Annotated in this window: 13 protein-coding genes and 2 pseudogenes; 10 read left to right on the top strand and 5 right to left on the bottom strand. The window is 63.2% G+C overall.

Annotated elements, in window-relative coordinates; translation table 11 throughout:
* Positions 1–63: 63 nt before the first annotated feature.
* From pnp to rbfA, 4 genes are all read right to left on the bottom strand, one after another.
* Positions 64–2,199: a polyribonucleotide nucleotidyltransferase gene (pnp, locus tag ACR65N_RS15870; protein WP_440457805.1), complete on the bottom strand. Its 2,136-nt coding sequence runs from the start codon at positions 2,197–2,199 to the stop codon at positions 64–66.
* Between the two features lie 339 nt (positions 2,200–2,538).
* On the bottom strand, positions 2,539–2,808 hold the full coding sequence (rpsO, locus tag ACR65N_RS15865; protein WP_440457804.1) for a 30S ribosomal protein S15: 270 nt from the start codon (positions 2,806–2,808) through the stop codon (positions 2,539–2,541).
* A gap of 161 nt (positions 2,809–2,969) precedes the next feature.
* Positions 2,970–3,899, bottom strand: a complete 930-nt coding sequence (gene truB / locus ACR65N_RS15860) for a tRNA pseudouridine(55) synthase TruB (RefSeq protein WP_440457803.1) — start codon at positions 3,897–3,899, stop codon at positions 2,970–2,972.
* Positions 3,900–3,905: 6 nt separating this feature from the next.
* Entirely contained in the window at positions 3,906–4,325 is a 420-nt protein-coding gene (rbfA, locus tag ACR65N_RS15855; RefSeq protein ID WP_440458118.1) for a 30S ribosome-binding factor RbfA, read from the bottom strand.
* A 438-nt stretch (positions 4,326–4,763) separates the two neighbouring features.
* Here rbfA and ACR65N_RS15850 point away from each other — a divergent pair, with 438 nt between their 5' ends.
* Positions 4,764–5,852, top strand: coding sequence for a DUF475 domain-containing protein (locus tag ACR65N_RS15850; RefSeq protein WP_440457802.1), 1,089 nt, complete (start codon positions 4,764–4,766; stop codon positions 5,850–5,852).
* 279 nt (positions 5,853–6,131) lie between these two features.
* Positions 6,132–6,890 (top strand): siderophore-interacting protein, encoded by a 759-nt coding sequence (locus ACR65N_RS15845; protein WP_440457801.1) that lies wholly within the window; start codon positions 6,132–6,134, stop codon positions 6,888–6,890.
* A 12-nt stretch (positions 6,891–6,902) separates the two neighbouring features.
* On the opposite strand, the gene ACR65N_RS15840 is transcribed toward ACR65N_RS15845, so the two are convergent.
* Positions 6,903–8,624 carry a methyl-accepting chemotaxis protein gene (locus ACR65N_RS15840; protein WP_440457800.1) on the bottom strand — a complete coding sequence of 574 codons (1,722 nt, stop codon included), beginning with the start codon at positions 8,622–8,624 and terminating at the stop codon, positions 6,903–6,905.
* A 323-nt stretch (positions 8,625–8,947) separates the two neighbouring features.
* Here ACR65N_RS15840 and ACR65N_RS15835 point away from each other — a divergent pair, with 323 nt between their 5' ends.
* The 8 genes and pseudogenes from ACR65N_RS15835 (at position 8,948) to ACR65N_RS15800 (ending at position 16,434) form a co-directional block, all read left to right on the top strand.
* Positions 8,948–9,274 carry an STAS domain-containing protein gene (locus ACR65N_RS15835; protein ID WP_430306479.1) on the top strand — a complete coding sequence of 109 codons (327 nt, stop codon included), beginning with the start codon at positions 8,948–8,950 and terminating at the stop codon, positions 9,272–9,274.
* On the top strand, positions 9,271–9,639 hold the full coding sequence (locus ACR65N_RS15830; protein ID WP_440457799.1) for a response regulator: 369 nt from the start codon (positions 9,271–9,273) through the stop codon (positions 9,637–9,639). Before ACR65N_RS15835 ends, ACR65N_RS15830 begins: the two co-directional genes overlap by 4 nt.
* Entirely contained in the window at positions 9,636–11,648 is a 2,013-nt protein-coding gene (locus ACR65N_RS15825) for a chemotaxis protein CheA (RefSeq protein ID WP_440457798.1), read from the top strand. The genes ACR65N_RS15830 and ACR65N_RS15825 overlap by 4 nt, the downstream gene beginning before the upstream one ends.
* Positions 11,645–12,160, top strand: a complete 516-nt coding sequence (locus ACR65N_RS15820; protein ID WP_430306482.1) for a chemotaxis protein CheW — start codon at positions 11,645–11,647, stop codon at positions 12,158–12,160. Before ACR65N_RS15825 ends, ACR65N_RS15820 begins: the two co-directional genes overlap by 4 nt.
* An 18-nt stretch (positions 12,161–12,178) precedes the next feature.
* Complete coding sequence (locus tag ACR65N_RS15815) at positions 12,179–13,885, top strand: methyl-accepting chemotaxis protein (RefSeq protein ID WP_430306483.1); 1,707 nt, start codon at positions 12,179–12,181, stop codon at positions 13,883–13,885.
* Between the two features lie 151 nt (positions 13,886–14,036).
* A pseudogene (locus ACR65N_RS15810) lies at positions 14,037–14,483 on the top strand (MCP four helix bundle domain-containing protein); the annotation flags it as partial.
* A gap of 213 nt (positions 14,484–14,696) precedes the next feature.
* Positions 14,697–15,944, top strand: a pseudogene (locus ACR65N_RS15805) (methyl-accepting chemotaxis protein); the annotation flags it as partial.
* A 1-nt stretch (position 15,945) separates the two neighbouring features.
* Complete coding sequence (locus tag ACR65N_RS15800) at positions 15,946–16,434, top strand: chemotaxis protein CheW (protein WP_440457797.1); 489 nt, start codon at positions 15,946–15,948, stop codon at positions 16,432–16,434.
* Positions 16,435–16,443 lie beyond the last annotated feature (9 nt).

Genomic DNA, 16,443 nt, shown 5'->3' with positions numbered 1-16,443 from the left:
GTCTTGATAAGAAAAGGGCGCGGAAAATTCCCGCGCCCCGAGAGGTGTCCGGAAGCTCAGGGCTTACTCGGCAGCTTCGCCGCCTTCAGCCTTGGTGAGTTCCTTGCCGGTTGCCTGGTCGACGACCTTCATGGACAGGCGAACCTTGCCGCGTTCGTCGAAGCCCATCAGCTTGACCCAGACCTTCTGGCCTTCCTTGACCACGTCCTGGGTCTTGGCGACACGATCGGAGGCGAGCTGCGAGATGTGGACGAGACCGTCGCGGGCGCCGAAGAAGTTGACGAAGGCGCCGAAGTCGGCGGTCTTGACGACCGTGCCCTCGTAGATGGCACCGACTTCCGGTTCTGCGACGATCGAGTGGATCCACTTGCGGGCCGCTTCGATCTCCTTGCCGGAGGACGAGGCGATCTTGATCGTGCCATCGTCTTCGATGTTGATCTTGGCGCCGGTCTTTTCGACGATTTCGCGGATAACCTTGCCGCCGGAGCCGATGACTTCACGGATCTTGTCGACCGGGATGTTCATGACTTCGATGCGCGGTGCGAATTCGCCGAGCTGGCTGCGACCCTCGGTGATGGCATTGGCCATCTCGTGGAGGATGTGCTTGCGGCCGCCCTGTGCCTGGCCGAGCGCGACCTTCATGATCTCTTCGGTGATACCGGCGATCTTGATGTCCATCTGCAGCGAGGTGATGCCGTCGGCGGTGCCGGCGACCTTGAAGTCCATGTCGCCGAGGTGGTCTTCGTCGCCGAGGATGTCGGAGAGAACCGCGAAGCGTTCACCTTCGAGGATCAGGCCCATGGCGATGCCGGCAACCGGCTTTGCCAGCGGAACGCCTGCATCCATCAGAGCCAGAGAGGTGCCGCAGACGGTTGCCATCGAGGACGAGCCGTTGGACTCGGTGATCTCGGAGACGACGCGCAGCGTGTAGGGGAACTGTTCCGGCGTCGGCAGCATCGGACGAATGGCGCGCCATGCGAGCTTGCCGTGGCCGATTTCGCGACGGCCCGGGGAGCCCATGCGACCGGTTTCGCCGACCGAGTAGGGCGGGAAGTTGTAATGCAGAAGGAAGCGTTCCTTGTACATGCCGGTCAGGCTGTCGACGTACTGTTCGTCTTCGCCGGTGCCGAGCGTCGCAACTACGATCGCCTGGGTCTCGCCGCGGGTGAACAGGGCCGAGCCGTGGGTGCGCGGCAGGATGCCGACTTCCGAGACGATGGCGCGAACGGTTTCAAGGTCGCGGCCGTCGATGCGGCTCTTGGTGTCAAGGATGTTCCAGCGAACGATCTTCGCCTGCAGATGCTTGAAGACGGCGCCGATGACTTCGTTCGTGTACTTCGGCTCGGCACCTTCCGGGAAGAAGTGCGCCTTGACCTTGGCCTTGACGGCGTCGACGGCAGCGTAACGTTCGGCCTTCTGCGTGTTCTTGTAGGCAGTGCGCAGTTCGGCTTCGAAATGCTGCAGCATTTCGGCTTCGAGAGCCGAATGGTCTTCTGCTTCGAACTCGCGCGGCTCCTTGGCAGCCACTTCGGCGAGCTTGATGATCGCGTCGATGACCGGCTGGAAACCACGGTGACCGAACATCACTGCGCCGAGCATGATGTCTTCGTTCAGTTCCTTGGCTTCCGATTCAACCATCAGGACTGCGTCGCCGGTGCCGGCAACGATCAGATCGAGGGTCGACTCATCCATCTCGTCGAGATGCGGGTTGAGGACGTATTCGCCGTTGATGTAGCCAACGCGCGCGCCGCCGATCGGGCCCATGAAAGGGATGCCGGAGATCGTCAGGGCAGCGGAAGCGGCAACCATCGACAGCACGTCCGGATCGTTTTCCAGGTCATGCTGAATGACCGTGACGACGACCTGCGTGTCGTTCTTGTAGCCTTCCGGGAAGAGCGGGCGGATCGGACGGTCGATCAGGCGGGAAACCAGCGTTTCCTTCTCGGACGGACGGCCTTCGCGCTTGAAGTAGCCACCCGGGATCTTGCCGGCGGCGTAGGTCTTTTCCTGGTAGTTGACGGTCAGCGGGAAGAAGTCCTGGCCCGGCTTCGGCGACTTGGCCGAAACGACGGTGGCGAGAACAACGGTTTCGCCGTAGGTGGCGAGAACGGCACCATCGGCCTGACGGGCGATCTTGCCGGTTTCCAGCTTGAGCGGGCGGCCTGCCCACTCGATTTCAACGGTATGCGTATTGAACATGATATGTCCTTCGTAGCGTGGCGGCGCGGCATCGGCTCCCTCCTCGGGAGCCGGAAATGGCGGCGGCCTTCGCAATGTGAACGATCACGGGCAAGACAGCGGGAGGCTTTCGATCGAGCGCCCTCATTTTCGAGGATCGTGGAGAAGCGTTGGCGCTTCATCCCAAAGCATCCGGCAATCCTGCCCCATGACAGGTCAACGGTTTGGTTTTGGCAGAGCCGGCCCATCCGGATCTGCGGGCACTCTCACCACGCGAACAGGGCGCGGCGCGGGAATTGCATCGGACAGGGTCCGAACGTAAAGCGGCAGGCGCTCGATGCGAGCGCCTGCCGGAATGTGCTAGCGGCGGATGCCCAGCGCAGCAATGATCTTGCTGTAACGGGCTTCGTCCTTCTTCTTGAGATAGTCAAGAAGCGAACGACGGGTCGATACCATGGTCAGAAGGCCACGACGCGAGTGGTTGTCCTTCTTGTGATCCTTGAAGTGACCCGTCAGATTGTTGATGCGCTCCGTCAGGATCGCGACCTGAACTTCCGGAGAACCGGTGTCGCCTTCAACGGTTGCGTATTCCTTGATGAGCTCAGCCTTGCGCTCTGCAGTGATCGACATCGGGTGATCCTTTCGTGAAGGGGGAACAGGACGCCAGAAGCCGAGATGTCGGTCAGCTTTGGCCGTGAAAGCTTAAAGAGGCGCAATAAAGCGCGTCTACAGCTGGCGGTGCCTATAAACTATCCGGCGAGCCTTGGGAAGTGGAATGTTCCGGCCGGCCCTCAGGCAAAGACGCGCTTCGGGCGGAACTCCCCCTCGCCGATTTCACCGATCGCCACGAGCTTGCCGCCGGCAAGCGCGACCGCTTCCGGCTCGGCCACGGGCGCATCGCGGCCGCGCAGGATGATCGGATTTCCCATCCGCAGGCGGTGAGCCTGGTCGTCGCTGATGCGGATTTGCGGCAGTGCCGACAGAGCCTCGCTGGTATCGACCAGATAAGCATCGAGAGCCGCCAGACGTTCGTCACGATCCTCGATTTCCTCAAGGGCAATCAGCGCCGAAAGCGGCACCATCGTCTCTTCGGCGAACGGCGCCACGAAGCTGCGGCGGAGTTCGGAGATGTGGCCGTAGCAGCCGAGCTCACGGCCGAAATCACGCGCGAGCGACCGGACATAGGTGCCCTTGCCGCACTCGACCTCGAAGAACGCCCTGTCCGTCTCCGCCTTCAGGAGCGTCAGGCGGTGCACCTCGACCTCGCGTGACGGGATTTCCACCGTCTCTCCCTCGCGGGCCAGATCGTAGGCGCGTTCGCCGGCGATCTTGATGGCCGAGAACTGCGGCGGGATCTGACTGACGACGCCGATATAGGCCGGCATGAGGGCGCGGATCTGTTGTTCCGTCGGCCGCTGGTCGGAGGTCTGCGTGACCTCGCCCTCTAGATCGTCCGTCGAACGCTCTTCGCCCCAGGTGACGGTGAATTCGTAGATCTTGCGGCCGTCCATGACGTAAGGGACGGTCTTCGTCGCATCGCCAAGCGCGATCGGCAGCATGCCGGATGCAAGCGGATCGAGCGTACCGGCATGGCCGGCCTTCTGGGCGTTGAACAGCCACTTGATCTTGCCGACGGCTTCGGTGGAACCGAAATCGACGGGCTTGTCGAGGATCAGCCAGCCGGAAACCGGCCGGCCCTTGGGTTTGCGGGGTCTGGACATGCTTCTCTATTCTGGTTTGTCGTCAGTTGACGCGTCGGGCTCTTCCAGATCGCGACGGACTTCAGGCGAGCGCAAGAGGGCGTCGATCTTCCTGTAGTTGTCGAAGCTGGTATCATCGCGAAAACGCACTTCCGGCATGTACTTCATCTGGCGCAACTGGCCACCGATGCGGCCGCGGATGAATTTGGCGTTCCTGTTCAGCGCTGCGATCACCCCTTCGTGGTCCGCCAAACCGAGCGGCGTCACATAGGCGGTCGCCATCTTCAGGTCCGGCGACATGCGCACTTCGGACACCGAGATGACCGTCTTCTCGAGCAGATCGTCGCGGACTTCGCCGCGCTGCAGAACCTGGGTGATGGCGGCGCGAACCTGTTCGCCGACCCGCAGCATCCGCTGCGACGGCGCGGAAGATGTAACTTTGCTCATTTTTGTTTTTCTTTCCTTCGGCCAGTTTCTTGCAGGCAATATAACAGAAATGCCGCCGACTGGCGCGGGCAGGCGTGCCTCATGCCTTGCAAAGGCGAAAAGGTCAAGGTGATCACGCCGATCCCAAAAAAAGGCTGCTGCGGCTTCGAATGCCATGCAAGCGGAATGGGCGCAGACGCGGACGCCCTTGACGTTTAGCGAAAAGCCGCCAATTTAGGAACAGTCTCCTGCGGTCCAACCGAACCCCAGGGCGGAATACTGGTGCCGGGCCCCTCTGGCGAGAGTTTTTACGGCGCTCTCGCGATGTCGGTACCGCCTGCAAGCAAGCCGGCGGATTGAACCCATGAAATCCTTCAACATCCCACGCGCGGATGCAGCCTTTGGCATGCATGCCGCCTACTCGTCCTTGTGCCTCGTCCTGCCGATCGAGGTGCGCACATGAATCCGAATTCCACGACATCGGCGCTCGGCTACTTCCGCTGGGCCTTCATCGTCACCATTGTCGGCCTGATCCTCGGCGGCGTGCTCGGCTGGCAGTCCACCGGCACCATCGGCGGCATGCTGACCGTGTTCTTCATCTGCGCCGTGCTGGCGGTGCTGGAAATCTCGCTCTCCTTCGACAACGCCATCGTCAACGCCAACAAGCTGAAGGACATGACGCCGGTCTGGCAGCATCGCTTCCTCACCTGGGGCATCCTCATCGCGGTGTTCGGGATGCGCATCGTCTTCCCGTTGCTGATCGTCGTGATCGCCGCCGGCATTGGGCCGATCGATGCGATCGTGCTTGCCGCCGCGGAACCGGAAGAATATGCGCGCATCATGAACGACGCGCACCTGCCGATTGCAGCCTTCGGCGGCACCTTCCTGATGATGGTCGGCCTCACCTACTTCTTCAACCACGAGAAGGACATCCACTGGATTGAGGTGATCGAAAGCCGGATGGCGCGCTATGCGTCGATCAAGGGCGTCGAGATCGCCTTCGTCCTGCTGCTGATCATGCTGTTCTCGCAGCTGCTGCCGGAAACGGAAGCATCAACCTTCGTCCATTCGGCGGTCTACGGCCTCCTTACCTTCCTGCTCGTCGAAGTTCTGGGCGGGGTGCTGGATGCCTCACAGAAAACCATGAGCGAAGCCGCAAAGGGCGGCCTCGGCGCCTTCATCTATCTGGAAGTGCTCGATGCCAGCTTCTCGTTCGACGGCGTGATCGGCGCCTTTGCCCTGACGCAGAACCTGTTCATCATCGCCATCGGCCTTGGCATCGGAGCAATGTACGTGCGCTCGATGACCATCATGCTGGTGGAGAAGGGCACGCTGGCGGAATACCGCTATCTCGAGCACGGCGCATTCTACGCGATCCTGATCCTGTCGGTGATCATGTACGTGCAGACGCTGTACCACATCCCGGAAGTGATCACCGGTCTGGGCGGTGCGGGACTGATCGGCCTCTCGCTCTGGTCGTCGATCCGCTACAATCGGCGGGAACGGAGCCGCGAGACGCATGGCACGCTGGAGAGCAGCCACGTCTGAAACGCCTTCAACATCTGACGACACGACAGGCCCTTCGGGGCCTGTCTTTGTTTGAACGCGGCGACCTGGCGACACACCGGTCGAAATCCGTTCCGCGCGTCTCGGCCGCACGGAAACCCCGGCAACTTTCTAGGGTTCTCATGGCGATATCCGACATCTCGTGGCCGGCCGCATCGCGCTCACAAAATATGACTTCTAAGGGAAGGAATTCCGCGGTATCGGTCAGCATGTTCTGGAGGCAGCGCGGAGCCGCTGCCCGATCGAAGAAAGGAACCTCCGATGGATCAGCCTACCAACACTGCCGAAGGAGCGCCGCGCCAGCGCCCGATGCTTCCCAGCTGGACGCTCACGGTAACCGACGCCTTCGACGTGACGCCACAGCTGCGCCGGGTGCTTCTCGGCACCGACCGGATCGCCGAGTTCACCTACAGACCGGGGCAGGACATCGTGTTCTTCCTGCCGCTGGAGAATGGCGAACTTGGGCGCCGCCACTACACAATCCGCAAGGTCGACCGCGAGACCGGCACCGTCGCGGTCGATTTCGTCATGCACGGCGACAGCGTCGGACCGAATTTCGCCCGAGGTGCCAAGGCTGGCGACACGGTTGAAGTGAAGGGGCCCAGAGGACGGATCGTCTTCAACCCGGAGGCCGACTGGCATCTTCTGACGGGCGATGAGACCTGCATTCCGGGTATCCTGCACATCCTGGAAGAGCTGCCGGCCCGGTCGCGCGCCTTTGCCTTCATCGAGGTGCAGGATGCAAGCTGGCAGATGCCGCTCGACACGTCCGGCGACGTGTCGATGGAATGGATCCATCGTGGCCAGATCCCGGCCGGGCCGAGCAACGTCATGCTCGACCGGCTGTCCGCCTTCGCCCTGCCCGACGGCCGGGGCCAAGCGCTGATCATCGGCGAAACCAGCAATGTGCGGGCCCAGCGGCATCATCTGCTGGAGCGGGGCATGCAACGCAGCCAGATCGCTTCCGAAGGCTACCGGCGACCGGGCCGCCTGGGCGGCCACGACCACGTCGACGACTGAAGGCCGCCGCTCCTAGAACAGCGCGTCGTCGAGATCATCGTCCGACAAGACCATCGGCGGCGATTCGACCGGCGCGGCTGTTCCCAGGATGCGCGCATGCAGTTCGCGCTCCGATGCCATGGTGTAGAGCCTGTTGATCTGCGGGCCGACCACGGCGATCGCCTCCTCCAGACCCTCCAGCGACAGATCTTCGCCGTCGATGGCGAACTCTTCGGCGCAGAGCCGCAGCGTGTCGCCGAGATCGGCCTGGAAGTCGAGCTTCAGCAGAGCGGCATTCATCTGCCGGATGCCGCCCTGTCCTTCCTCCGCGATCCGTTCGAGATCGGATTCCATCGCATCCGCAACCGCATGGATCCGGTCGATGGCACGAGCGAGGCGCGCATCGAGCGTATCGCCTTCCGGCTGTGCCGAAGTCCCATCCGCATCGGCCAAAAGCTGCTCGGTCGTGCCCTGCAGACCCTTCAGTTCGTCCAGGATCTGGTCGGCCACCTCATCAAGCCGGCCGGCAAAGATCCGCAGTTCCGCCGTCACCACGTTGATCGCCCGGCCCTCCTCGCCGATCTTGCCACAGCGCAGGTTGGTGTTCAGCGCCATGTAGTGGATATCACCGCGGACGATCTGCACGACGCCGATCCCCTCCAGCAGCGCCTGCACGGTGGAGAGCGTCCGTTCGGTCATCTCGCCCGCAGAGCGCGCCACCAGTTCGATCTCGCCGACAGCCCGGCGCGCCTCGGCAACGCCTGCTTCGAGGTTTCGCATGGCGCCGGCGCTCCGATCGTCATCCTCACCGGTCATTGCCTGCTGGATGGCGGCAATCTGCGCCAGTTCCGATGTGAAGCTCGAGACGGTTTCGACGATCAGGGTCGTGTCGCGGTCGAAGTCGTGCCGCGATTGTGCGAGCTGATTGGCCACAAGGTGACGAATGAGCGCCGTCAGTTTCTCGCGGTTGTCGGCATTCAGATGATCGGCGTCGGCGGAGCCGAGATAGTCTTCGAGGATCGCGAAGCTGGACTGGCAATGTTCGAGGCGCTGGCGGGTGATGTCGCCGATCTGCATGGCTGACAGCGTCGAGGCAAGCTTGCCCTGGATGCCACGGGCGATGGAGCGCACCTGGCCGGCGCGGGCTGCAAGATCCTGCCGCTGGGAGCGGATCTGGGTGATGCCGCCATTCAGGCTGTCGACGATCTTCGGCACCTGCTGGCCGTAACGGGCAAGCGTTGTCTCGCCCTTGGCCATCACCGGGCCGAGACCGGCGCCCAAGGCTGCAAGCCAATCGGAGAAGTTGTTGACCTGCTGCGCGCCTTCCTGGATGCGCTGCAGGATTTCCTCGGCGAAGCCGGCGAAATCGGCGATGCCGGCACCGGTGATCTTTGCAGTCACGGCAAAGGTGCGGAGGTAGCGGAGCGTCTCCTGCATGGTGGCGACGTGTGGCCGCAGGACACGCTCGCAGAGCGCGATGTCCTTGAGGCGAGCCTGGCGATCGGCCTGCCGAGCCGTCATGCCGGACAGGACGGAGATGGTGGCGGCAAGTTCGTCCATCGTCGCGGCGGCGGTCTCCTCGTCCAGCGAGCCGGTCAGCGCGTCAAGCGAAGCGATCATCTTGTTGAGGATGTCGAGAACCGACAAGAGTACCGCCCCACCATCCAGAAAGCGCTGCTCGAGACGCGAGCGAGCCTCTTCGATCATCGTCAGCTGCGGATGCCCGGACAGCGTCGGTTGGGTTTGGTAACTCATCGCAGTCAAAGCCACAGCCGCGGCCTCCTTCATCATGTCCCGCCTTCGCGGATCTCGCAGCCGTTGCGCAATGATGCGTCCGATCTTGCGTCGCCCATCCAGCACGTTGCGCATCCAGGTTGTGACGAGGGGGCGTTAATGACTGACCAATGGCCTTTTTCAATCGGCGCGCGTGGTTAATTTTGTTCTGCTAATTTACTGCGGAATCGACCATCAGTCTTTCCGAGCGAGAAGTGGTAGCGGGCCCTTAGGGAACCATTAATGATATTTGCTCAGCTTCTGCGTGCACTATCGTAGGCAATGACGCACGGAGAGCGCCTAACATGTCAGTCGTACCGGGGCGCTTCGAGCTCAGCCTGAACGGCCCTCTTTCTCTGCGCACCATCACCGATCATCGCGCGAGCCTGCTGTCAGCTCTCACCGCCAATTCGTCGGTATCTCTGGCCATCGCCGAGGATGCGCAAATCGATCTGAGCTTCCTGCAGCTCGTCGAGTCGGCGCGGATCTATGCCGCCACCTCCGGCCGACAGATTGCACTCGCCAAGCCTGCTTCCGGAACCCTGCGCGATCTGCTCGAGCGCTCGGGCTTCCTTCAAGACATGTCGTCGGAAGATGCAAACTTCTGGCTTCACCAAGGAGACGTACAATGACTGCCAGCATCCTGACCGTTGACGATTCGGCCAGCATCCGCCTGACGACGCGGGTCGCGCTCAGCCATGCCGGCTACACCGTCACCGAGGCGGTGGACGGCGTCGATGGCATCGCTAAGCTGCAGGGCGCCCAGTTCGACCTCATCGTCACCGATCTCAACATGCCGAACATGGACGGCCTGACGATGATCCGCGAGCTGCGCAAGATCCCCTCCTGCATGGGTGTCCCGGTCATCTTCCTGACGACCGAGTCCGACCAGGAACTGAAGCAGGAGGCCAAATCGGCTGGTGCCACCGGATGGCTGACCAAGCCTTTCGATCCGGAGAGCCTGGTAAAGATCGTCAGGAAGGTACTCGGCCGATGAGTTTCCCCGATCCCGTCCAGGTGTTCCGCACCGAGGCCGCCGAGCTCCTGGAACAGGTCGAGGCGGGTCTCCTGGATCTCAACCATGACCTTGGCGACAAGGAACAGATCGACGCCGTGTTTCGCGGACTGCACACGCTCAAGGGCTCCGGCGCCATGTTTGGCTTCGAAGCCCTTGCGGCGTTCACGCATCATTGCGAAAGCGCATTCGACCAGGTGCGCAAGGGAACGGTTCCGGCCAGCCACGATCTCGTCAACGCAGTCCTCGGCGCCACCGATCACATGCGGGCGCTGATCGAGGTGCCGGGCGGCAACCATGACGCGGTGAGCGAGATGCTTCTGGCGCGGCTGCGCACCGCTGTCGATTCAGTCGGCAAGCCGGCTCCGGCTGTACCCGCGAGGCCTGCCGCCTGCACTTACAGGCTGCGCTTCCAACTGCCGGTCAACGCCATGGCGAACGGCACCAATCCGATCGGCCTGCTGGACGAACTTCGCGACCTGGGTGATTGCAGGATCGTTGCCGACCGCTCCACCGTACCGGCGCTCGACGACCTGGTCCCGACCGATCTTCACATCGCCTGGACCGTCGAGCTGATGACCGAGCAGCCGCGGTCGGCCATCGATGACGTGTTCATCTTCGTCATGGACGACATGCAGCTCGATGTCGAAGTGATCACGGGTGCAGGCCCGACTACCGGATCCGTGCGCAAGCCGGCGGTGGAGGCCGTCAGGCCGGAAGCCGCACTGCCGCAGGTACAGAGCCAGCCCGCCGCCGCCGAACTGCCGGCAGCGACAAGGTCCGCGCCAGCCCAGGCCGATCCCAAGCAGGCAAAGAACAACGAAAACGTCCGGGTTCCGGCCGAACGCCTCGACGAGTTGATGGATCGCGTCGGTGAGCTCGTCATCGCCCAGTCGCGTCTCAGCCAGCTGGCCGGTGTCAGCGGCGACCTGATGCTGCGGGCGGTATCGGAGGACGTCGAACGTCTGTCGGGCGAGCTGCGCGATACGATGATGGTGCTGCGGATGGTGCCGGTGGCGCATCTGTTCAGCCGCTTCCGCCGGCTTGTCCACGACCTCTCCATCGAGACCGGCAAGACCATCGAACTGATCACCGAGGGCGAAAGCACCGAAGTCGACAAGAGCGTCATCGAAAGGCTCGCGGATCCGCTGGTTCACCTGGTGCGCAACTCGTGCGACCACGGGCTTGAAACGGCCGATGAGCGCCGCGCCACCGGCAAGCCCGCCTCGGGCAGCATCCTCCTGTCGGCCCGCCAGGCCGCCGGCGAAGTGATCATCACCATCAGGGACGACGGTCGCGGCATCGACCGCGACCGGGTGCGAGCCAAGGCGGAAGCATCCGGGCTGATCGCTCCCAATGCAGTTCTCGGCGACCAGGAGCTTCTGCAGCTGATCTTCCAGCCGGGCTTCTCGACCGCGCAGCAGGTGACCAACCTGTCCGGCCGCGGGGTTGGCATGGATGTCGTCAAGCGCACCATCGATGCATTGCGCGGCACCATCAGCGTCGTTTCCCGCCCCGGCGAAGGGTCGGAAATCTCCCTGGCCATTCCGCTGACGCTTGCCATCATCGACGGGCTCCTCGTGCGCGTCGGCACCGGCCGCTATGTCATCCCTCTGTCGGCGGTCGAGGAGTGCCTCGAACTGTCCGTTGAGGAAGACATGCGCTCGCGCGGCCGCAGCTTCATCTCGCTGCGCGACAGCCTGGTTCCGTTCATCCGGCTGCGGGATCTCTTCCGCACCGGCAGCAAGCCCGACCAGTTCCAGAAGGTGGTGGTGATTTCCACCGGCTCCGAGCGCGTTGGCCTGGTCGTCGACCAGATCATCGGTGACCACCAGACCGTCATCAAGAGCATGTCCAAGCTTCACCACGATGTCGCCAGCTTCTCGGGCGCCACGATCCTCGGAGATGGCGGCGTGGCACTCATCCTCGACGTCGCGCATCTCGTGTCGGCTGGACAATATCAGGAGGCGCAGTTGCGCGCTGCAGGATGAACGAAACGCTTCGCAAGATCTCCGACAGCCTCTGGGCAGGCCGCACCGAACTCGAGGTGCTGACCTTCGACATCGCCGGCGAGATGTTCGCAATCGAGGCGGTAAAGGTTCAGGAAATCCTCGACCTCCTGCCGGAGACGCCGGTGCCCGGGGCGAAGGCCTTCGTCGGCAGCGTCATCAACTTCCGCGGCAAGGTCATTCCGCTCGCCGATATCCGGCTCGCTTTCGGCATGGAGGCGACGGTCCCGACCATCGACAGCCGCATCATCGTCATCGAACTCGACATCGAGGGCGAGCCGACGCTCACCGGCATCCGCACCGACAAGGTCAACGAGGTGACGACGCTGGAGAGAAGCGCCGGCGAACCGCCGCCGAGCGTCGGCATGCGCTGGCGGCCGGACTTCATCGACTGCCTCGTCCGGCGCGGCGGCGAATTCATCATCATTCCCAACCTGCAGACCATCTTTTCGAGCCAGCAGGAGCGGCCATCCGCTCATGCTCTCACGGCCTAACGCACCAGAGGACATATCATGCGTGCATCGATCAAACTTAAACTGGCCTCCGCGTTCGGCTTTCTCATCCTCATGCTCGTGGCCGTCGCGACGCTTGGAATCATCAGCCTGGGCGGTCTCAACGCGACGCTCGAAAACACCATCGAAGGTCCGGCCGCCCGCCTCAAGCTGACCCAGGATCTCGCCAACGCGCAGCTGCAGCAGCTGAGACAGCAGAAGAACATGCTGCTCGCCACCGATGCCAACGAGATCCCCGGCTACGCATCGAAAATCGATACGCTGCGCAAGGATTTCGACGTCAGCTACGACGCGATCCTGCAGAAGGCTACCGAAAAGGGCATGGTCTACTGGAGCAAGCTGAAGTCGCTGGTGACGGATTACCGCAAGCAGGACGACCAGATCCGCGCGCTGATGCTGGCTGGCGATCATGCCGGTGCGCTGCGGATTTCCTCGACCGACAACCGCGTTACCGTGACCGAAATGGACAAGCTCCTCGACGAAGTCGTCGAGATGGAAACCGCGCGCCTGGCCGAAGCGAAGGCGGATGCGGCAGCAGATTACCAGCAGACGCGGATGATCATGATCGCGGTTGCCGGCATCGCCCTGCTGGTCGCGCTTGCCGCTGCTTTCTGGATCGCGCTCTCCATCAATCGCGGCCTGCGAAATGCCGTGACTGCGGTACAGAACGTTGCCGAGGGCGACCTGACGACGCTCGCCACGATCACCACCCGCGATGAAATCGGCGACCTGCTCGGCTACGTCAACACGATGATCGAACGCCTGCGCGGCGTGGTCGGCGACGCGCTTGCGGCTTCCGACAACGTGTCGTCGGGCAGCCAGGAACTGTCGTCCAGTTCCGAGCAGCTGTCGCAGGGTGCGACGGAACAGGCATCTGCTGCAGAACAGGCCTCCGCGTCGATGGAGGAAATGGCGGCCAACATCAAGCAGAATGCCGACAATGCCGCACAGACCGAAAAGATCGCCCGCCAGTCCTCGCGTGACGCAGAGACCTCCGGACAGGCCGTTTCGCGTGCCGTCGGTGCCATGCGCACGATCGCCGAGAAGATCTCGATCGTTCAGGAAATCGCCCGCCAGACAGACCTCCTGGCGCTGAACGCCGCCGTGGAAGCCGCACGTGCCGGCGAACACGGCAAGGGCTTTGCAGTCGTCGCATCGGAAGTCCGCAAGCTTGCCGAGCGCAGCCAGGCGGCTGCGGCGGAAATCTCTGCGCTCTCCGGCGACACCGTTCAGGTGGCGACCGATGCCGGCGAGATGCTGAACCGGCTCGTGCCGGATATCCAGAAGACGGCCGAACTGGTGGCCGAAATCTCGGCTGCCTGCCGCGAGCAGGACGTCGGGGCAGCTCAGATCAACGAAGCGATCCAGCAGCTCGACCGGGTGACCCAGCAGAACGCCAGCGCATCCGAGGAAATGTCCTCGACCTCCGAAGAACTCGCCGCGCAGGCCGAGGAACTGCAGGCGTCGATCGCCTTCTTCAAGGTCGAGCATGGCCATGGGTCAGCCCGCAGGCTTGCGCCGGCAGCACAGCCGGTGGTTCGCAAGATCGCGCCTGCCAAGTCCGCTTCGCCGAAGGCGGCGGCCACACAGGCCCGCCGTGCCGAACACAGCGTTACTGCCCAGCAGGCACGCGTGAAGGGATTTGCCCTCGACATGTCGACGGGCGGCCCGGATGCCGACGACGCCGACTTCCGCCAGAGCGCCTGAAGACAAAGCGCGGGGCCTCGGGTCCCGCGCAGCTTTTACGTCTGCGCATGATGCACGGGATGTTCAAGCGGCCGGTGAAAGCAGGAGCTTTCGCACCGGCCGCGCTTGTGCCGGATGTGGATCCGACATGTAACGAGATTGGATTTGCGAGATGCGGTTCACCATCAAATCAAAACTGAGCCTGGCGTTCGCGCTGCTGACGGCGCTGCTGATCGGCGTCGCCATCTATGGCGGCGTGAGCGTCAGCAAGTTGAACGACGCCAGCACGCACATGCTCGACGGTCCGGTCCGGCGCCTGGAACTGGCACTGACGGCGAACGTCGCCTCGGTGGATGCCGTTCGCGCGCAGGAAACCGCGCTGCTGATGACCAATCCGGCTGAGGTGAAGGCATTCTACAAGGAATCGGACGAACACCTCCAGCTGTTGACGAAATCGGCCCAGGAAGGCCTGAACATCTCGGCGGCTGAAGGGCGCGCCTATTGGGAGCAGCTGCTGGCGGATGCCAAGCTGTTCAGCCAGAAGAGCGACGAGATGGAAGGACTGCAGACCAGCGGCAACCGGGATGCTGCCGTCGCCCTGGCGATGAACGAGGTGCATACGATCTCGACGGAACTTGCCGCCTCGGTCTCGGGGCTTCTCGACATCCAGCGCCGCGGCATGGCGGAAACCCGCCAGTCGGATGCTGAACTGTTCACCGCGACGATGACCATCCTCACCGCCGCCGCGACCCTTGCCGTACTCGTTGCCATCGGCGCGGCATTCTGGATCACGCTCGGCATTACCCGTGGCTTGAGCAAGGCGTCTTCCGTCGTCAATGCAGTGGCGATCGGCGACCTGAACCAGACGGTATCGGTAAAGACGAACGACGAGATCAAGGACCTGATCGACACCGTCAATGTCATGACCGCCAATCTGCGGGCGACGGCCGGTATTGCCGACCAGATCGCCACCGGCGATCTCTCCGTCGAGCCCAAGCCGCTTTCCGACAAGGACACGCTCGGACATTCGATGCGCAGCATGGTGTTGAACCTGCGGGAGACGGCGCGCGTTGCAAACGAGATCGCCTCCGGCGACCTGACCGTATCGCCGAAGCCGCTGTCCGACCAGGACACGCTGGGTCTTGCGCTGCGCAGCATGGTGGAGCGCCTTCGCGGCGTGGTCGGCGACGCGCTGTCGGCTTCCGACAACGTCTCGTCCGGCAGCCAGGAACTGTCGTCCAGCTCAGAGCAGCTGTCGCAGGGTGCGACGGAACAGGCATCGGCTGCCGAACAGGCATCTGCCGCCATGGAAGAGATGGCCGCCAACATCAAGCAGAACGCCGACAACGCTGCACAGACCGAGAAGATCGCACGCCAGTCCTCGCTCGATGCCGAAGCATCGGGACAGGCCGTGTCGCGGGCCGTCGGTGCCATGCGCACGATCGCCCAGAAGATCTCGATCGTCCAGGAAATCGCCCGCCAGACAGACCTGTTGGCGCTGAATGCTGCGGTCGAAGCCGCACGTGCCGGCGAACACGGCAAGGGGTTCGCGGTCGTCGCATCGGAAGTGCGCAAGCTTGCCGAGCGCAGCCAGGCGGCGGCGGCGGAAATCTCCGCGCTCTCCGGCGACACGGTGCAGGTGGCGACCGATGCCGGCGACATGCTGAACCGTCTGGTGCCGGATATCCAGAAGACCGCCGAGCTTGTGGCCGAGATCTCGGCGGCCTGCCGCGAGCAGGACATCGGCGCGACCCAGATCAACGAAGCGATCCAGCAGCTCGACAAGGTCACTCAGCAGAATGCCGGAGCCTCCGAGGAAATGTCCTCGACCTCCGAAGAGCTTGCCGCCCAGGCCGAGGAGCTGCAGGCCTCGATTGCCTTCTTCCGGGTGGAAACGGCACTGAAGGCAAGAACGGCCGGACGCGCGCCGACCGTCCGCCAGCCTGCCCAGACCCAGCCGTCGCAACCTGCAACAGGCCGTTCGTTGTCTGCTCAACAGGCGCGGGTGAAGGGCTTTGCCCTCGACATGTCGATGGGCGGGCCAGACGAAGACGACGCAGAGTTCCGGGAGAGCGCATAACATGGCAGCAGCATCTGAAGCGCAGTTCGTCACCTTCAGCCTCGGCAACGAGATCTTTGCCGTGCCGGTGGAAGTCGTCCGGGAGATCCTCGACCACGAGGAACCCTTCCGCATTCCGCATGGGCCGGAATATCTGCTGGGGCTGCGCGACGTCCGCGGCCAGGGTGTGCCGGTCATCGACCTGCGGCTGCGGCTCGGGATGAGTGCTACGGAGAAGACGCCGCACACGCGCATCCTGGTGCTCGACGTTCCAGTCGACGGTCGCGTGCTGGCGCTCGGGCTGGTGGCCGACCGGGTCTACGAGGTCGTGCCCTTCCAGCGCGAGCAGATCGAGACCGCGCCGGACATCGGTATTCGCTGGCGTTCCGACTATATCGCCGGCGTCGTGCGTCGCGATGGCGGCTTCGTGGTGATCATCGACCTCGCCCGGTTGTTTTCCGATTCCGGCAGCGCGCTTGCGGGCGTGACGCCGGCACAGCAAGTGGCATAAGCGGAGTTC

It is taken from the genome of Rhizobium sp. SAFR-030 (assembly GCF_059415005.1).
The sequence above is the reverse complement of the archived record's forward strand: the minus strand, read 5'-3'. Positions and strand labels throughout refer to the sequence as shown.

Excerpts from the sequence above, each read along its gene's own strand:
- ACR65N_RS15850 (WP_440457802.1), top strand. The coding sequence starts at position 4,764 with ATGAATCCGAATTCCACGACATCGGCGCTCGGCTACTTCCGCTGGGCC.
- ACR65N_RS15835 (WP_430306479.1), top strand. The coding sequence starts at position 8,948 with ATGTCAGTCGTACCGGGGCGCTTCGAGCTCAGCCTGAACGGCCCTCTT.
- ACR65N_RS15825 (WP_440457798.1), top strand. The coding sequence starts at position 9,636 with ATGAGTTTCCCCGATCCCGTCCAGGTGTTCCGCACCGAGGCCGCCGAG.
- ACR65N_RS15820 (WP_430306482.1), top strand. The coding sequence starts at position 11,645 with ATGAACGAAACGCTTCGCAAGATCTCCGACAGCCTCTGGGCAGGCCGC.
- ACR65N_RS15845 (WP_440457801.1), top strand. The coding sequence starts at position 6,132 with ATGGATCAGCCTACCAACACTGCCGAAGGAGCGCCGCGCCAGCGCCCG.
- ACR65N_RS15830 (WP_440457799.1), top strand. The coding sequence starts at position 9,271 with ATGACTGCCAGCATCCTGACCGTTGACGATTCGGCCAGCATCCGCCTG.
- rbfA (WP_440458118.1), bottom strand. The coding sequence starts at position 4,325 with ATGAGCAAAGTTACATCTTCCGCGCCGTCGCAGCGGATGCTGCGGGTC.
- ACR65N_RS15840 (WP_440457800.1), bottom strand. The coding sequence starts at position 8,624 with ATGAGTTACCAAACCCAACCGACGCTGTCCGGGCATCCGCAGCTGACG.
- ACR65N_RS15815 (WP_430306483.1), top strand. The coding sequence starts at position 12,179 with ATGCGTGCATCGATCAAACTTAAACTGGCCTCCGCGTTCGGCTTTCTC.
- ACR65N_RS15800 (WP_440457797.1), top strand. The coding sequence starts at position 15,946 with ATGGCAGCAGCATCTGAAGCGCAGTTCGTCACCTTCAGCCTCGGCAAC.
- pnp (WP_440457805.1), bottom strand. The coding sequence starts at position 2,199 with ATGTTCAATACGCATACCGTTGAAATCGAGTGGGCAGGCCGCCCGCTC.
- truB (WP_440457803.1), bottom strand. The coding sequence starts at position 3,899 with ATGTCCAGACCCCGCAAACCCAAGGGCCGGCCGGTTTCCGGCTGGCTG.
- rpsO (WP_440457804.1), bottom strand. The coding sequence starts at position 2,808 with ATGTCGATCACTGCAGAGCGCAAGGCTGAGCTCATCAAGGAATACGCA.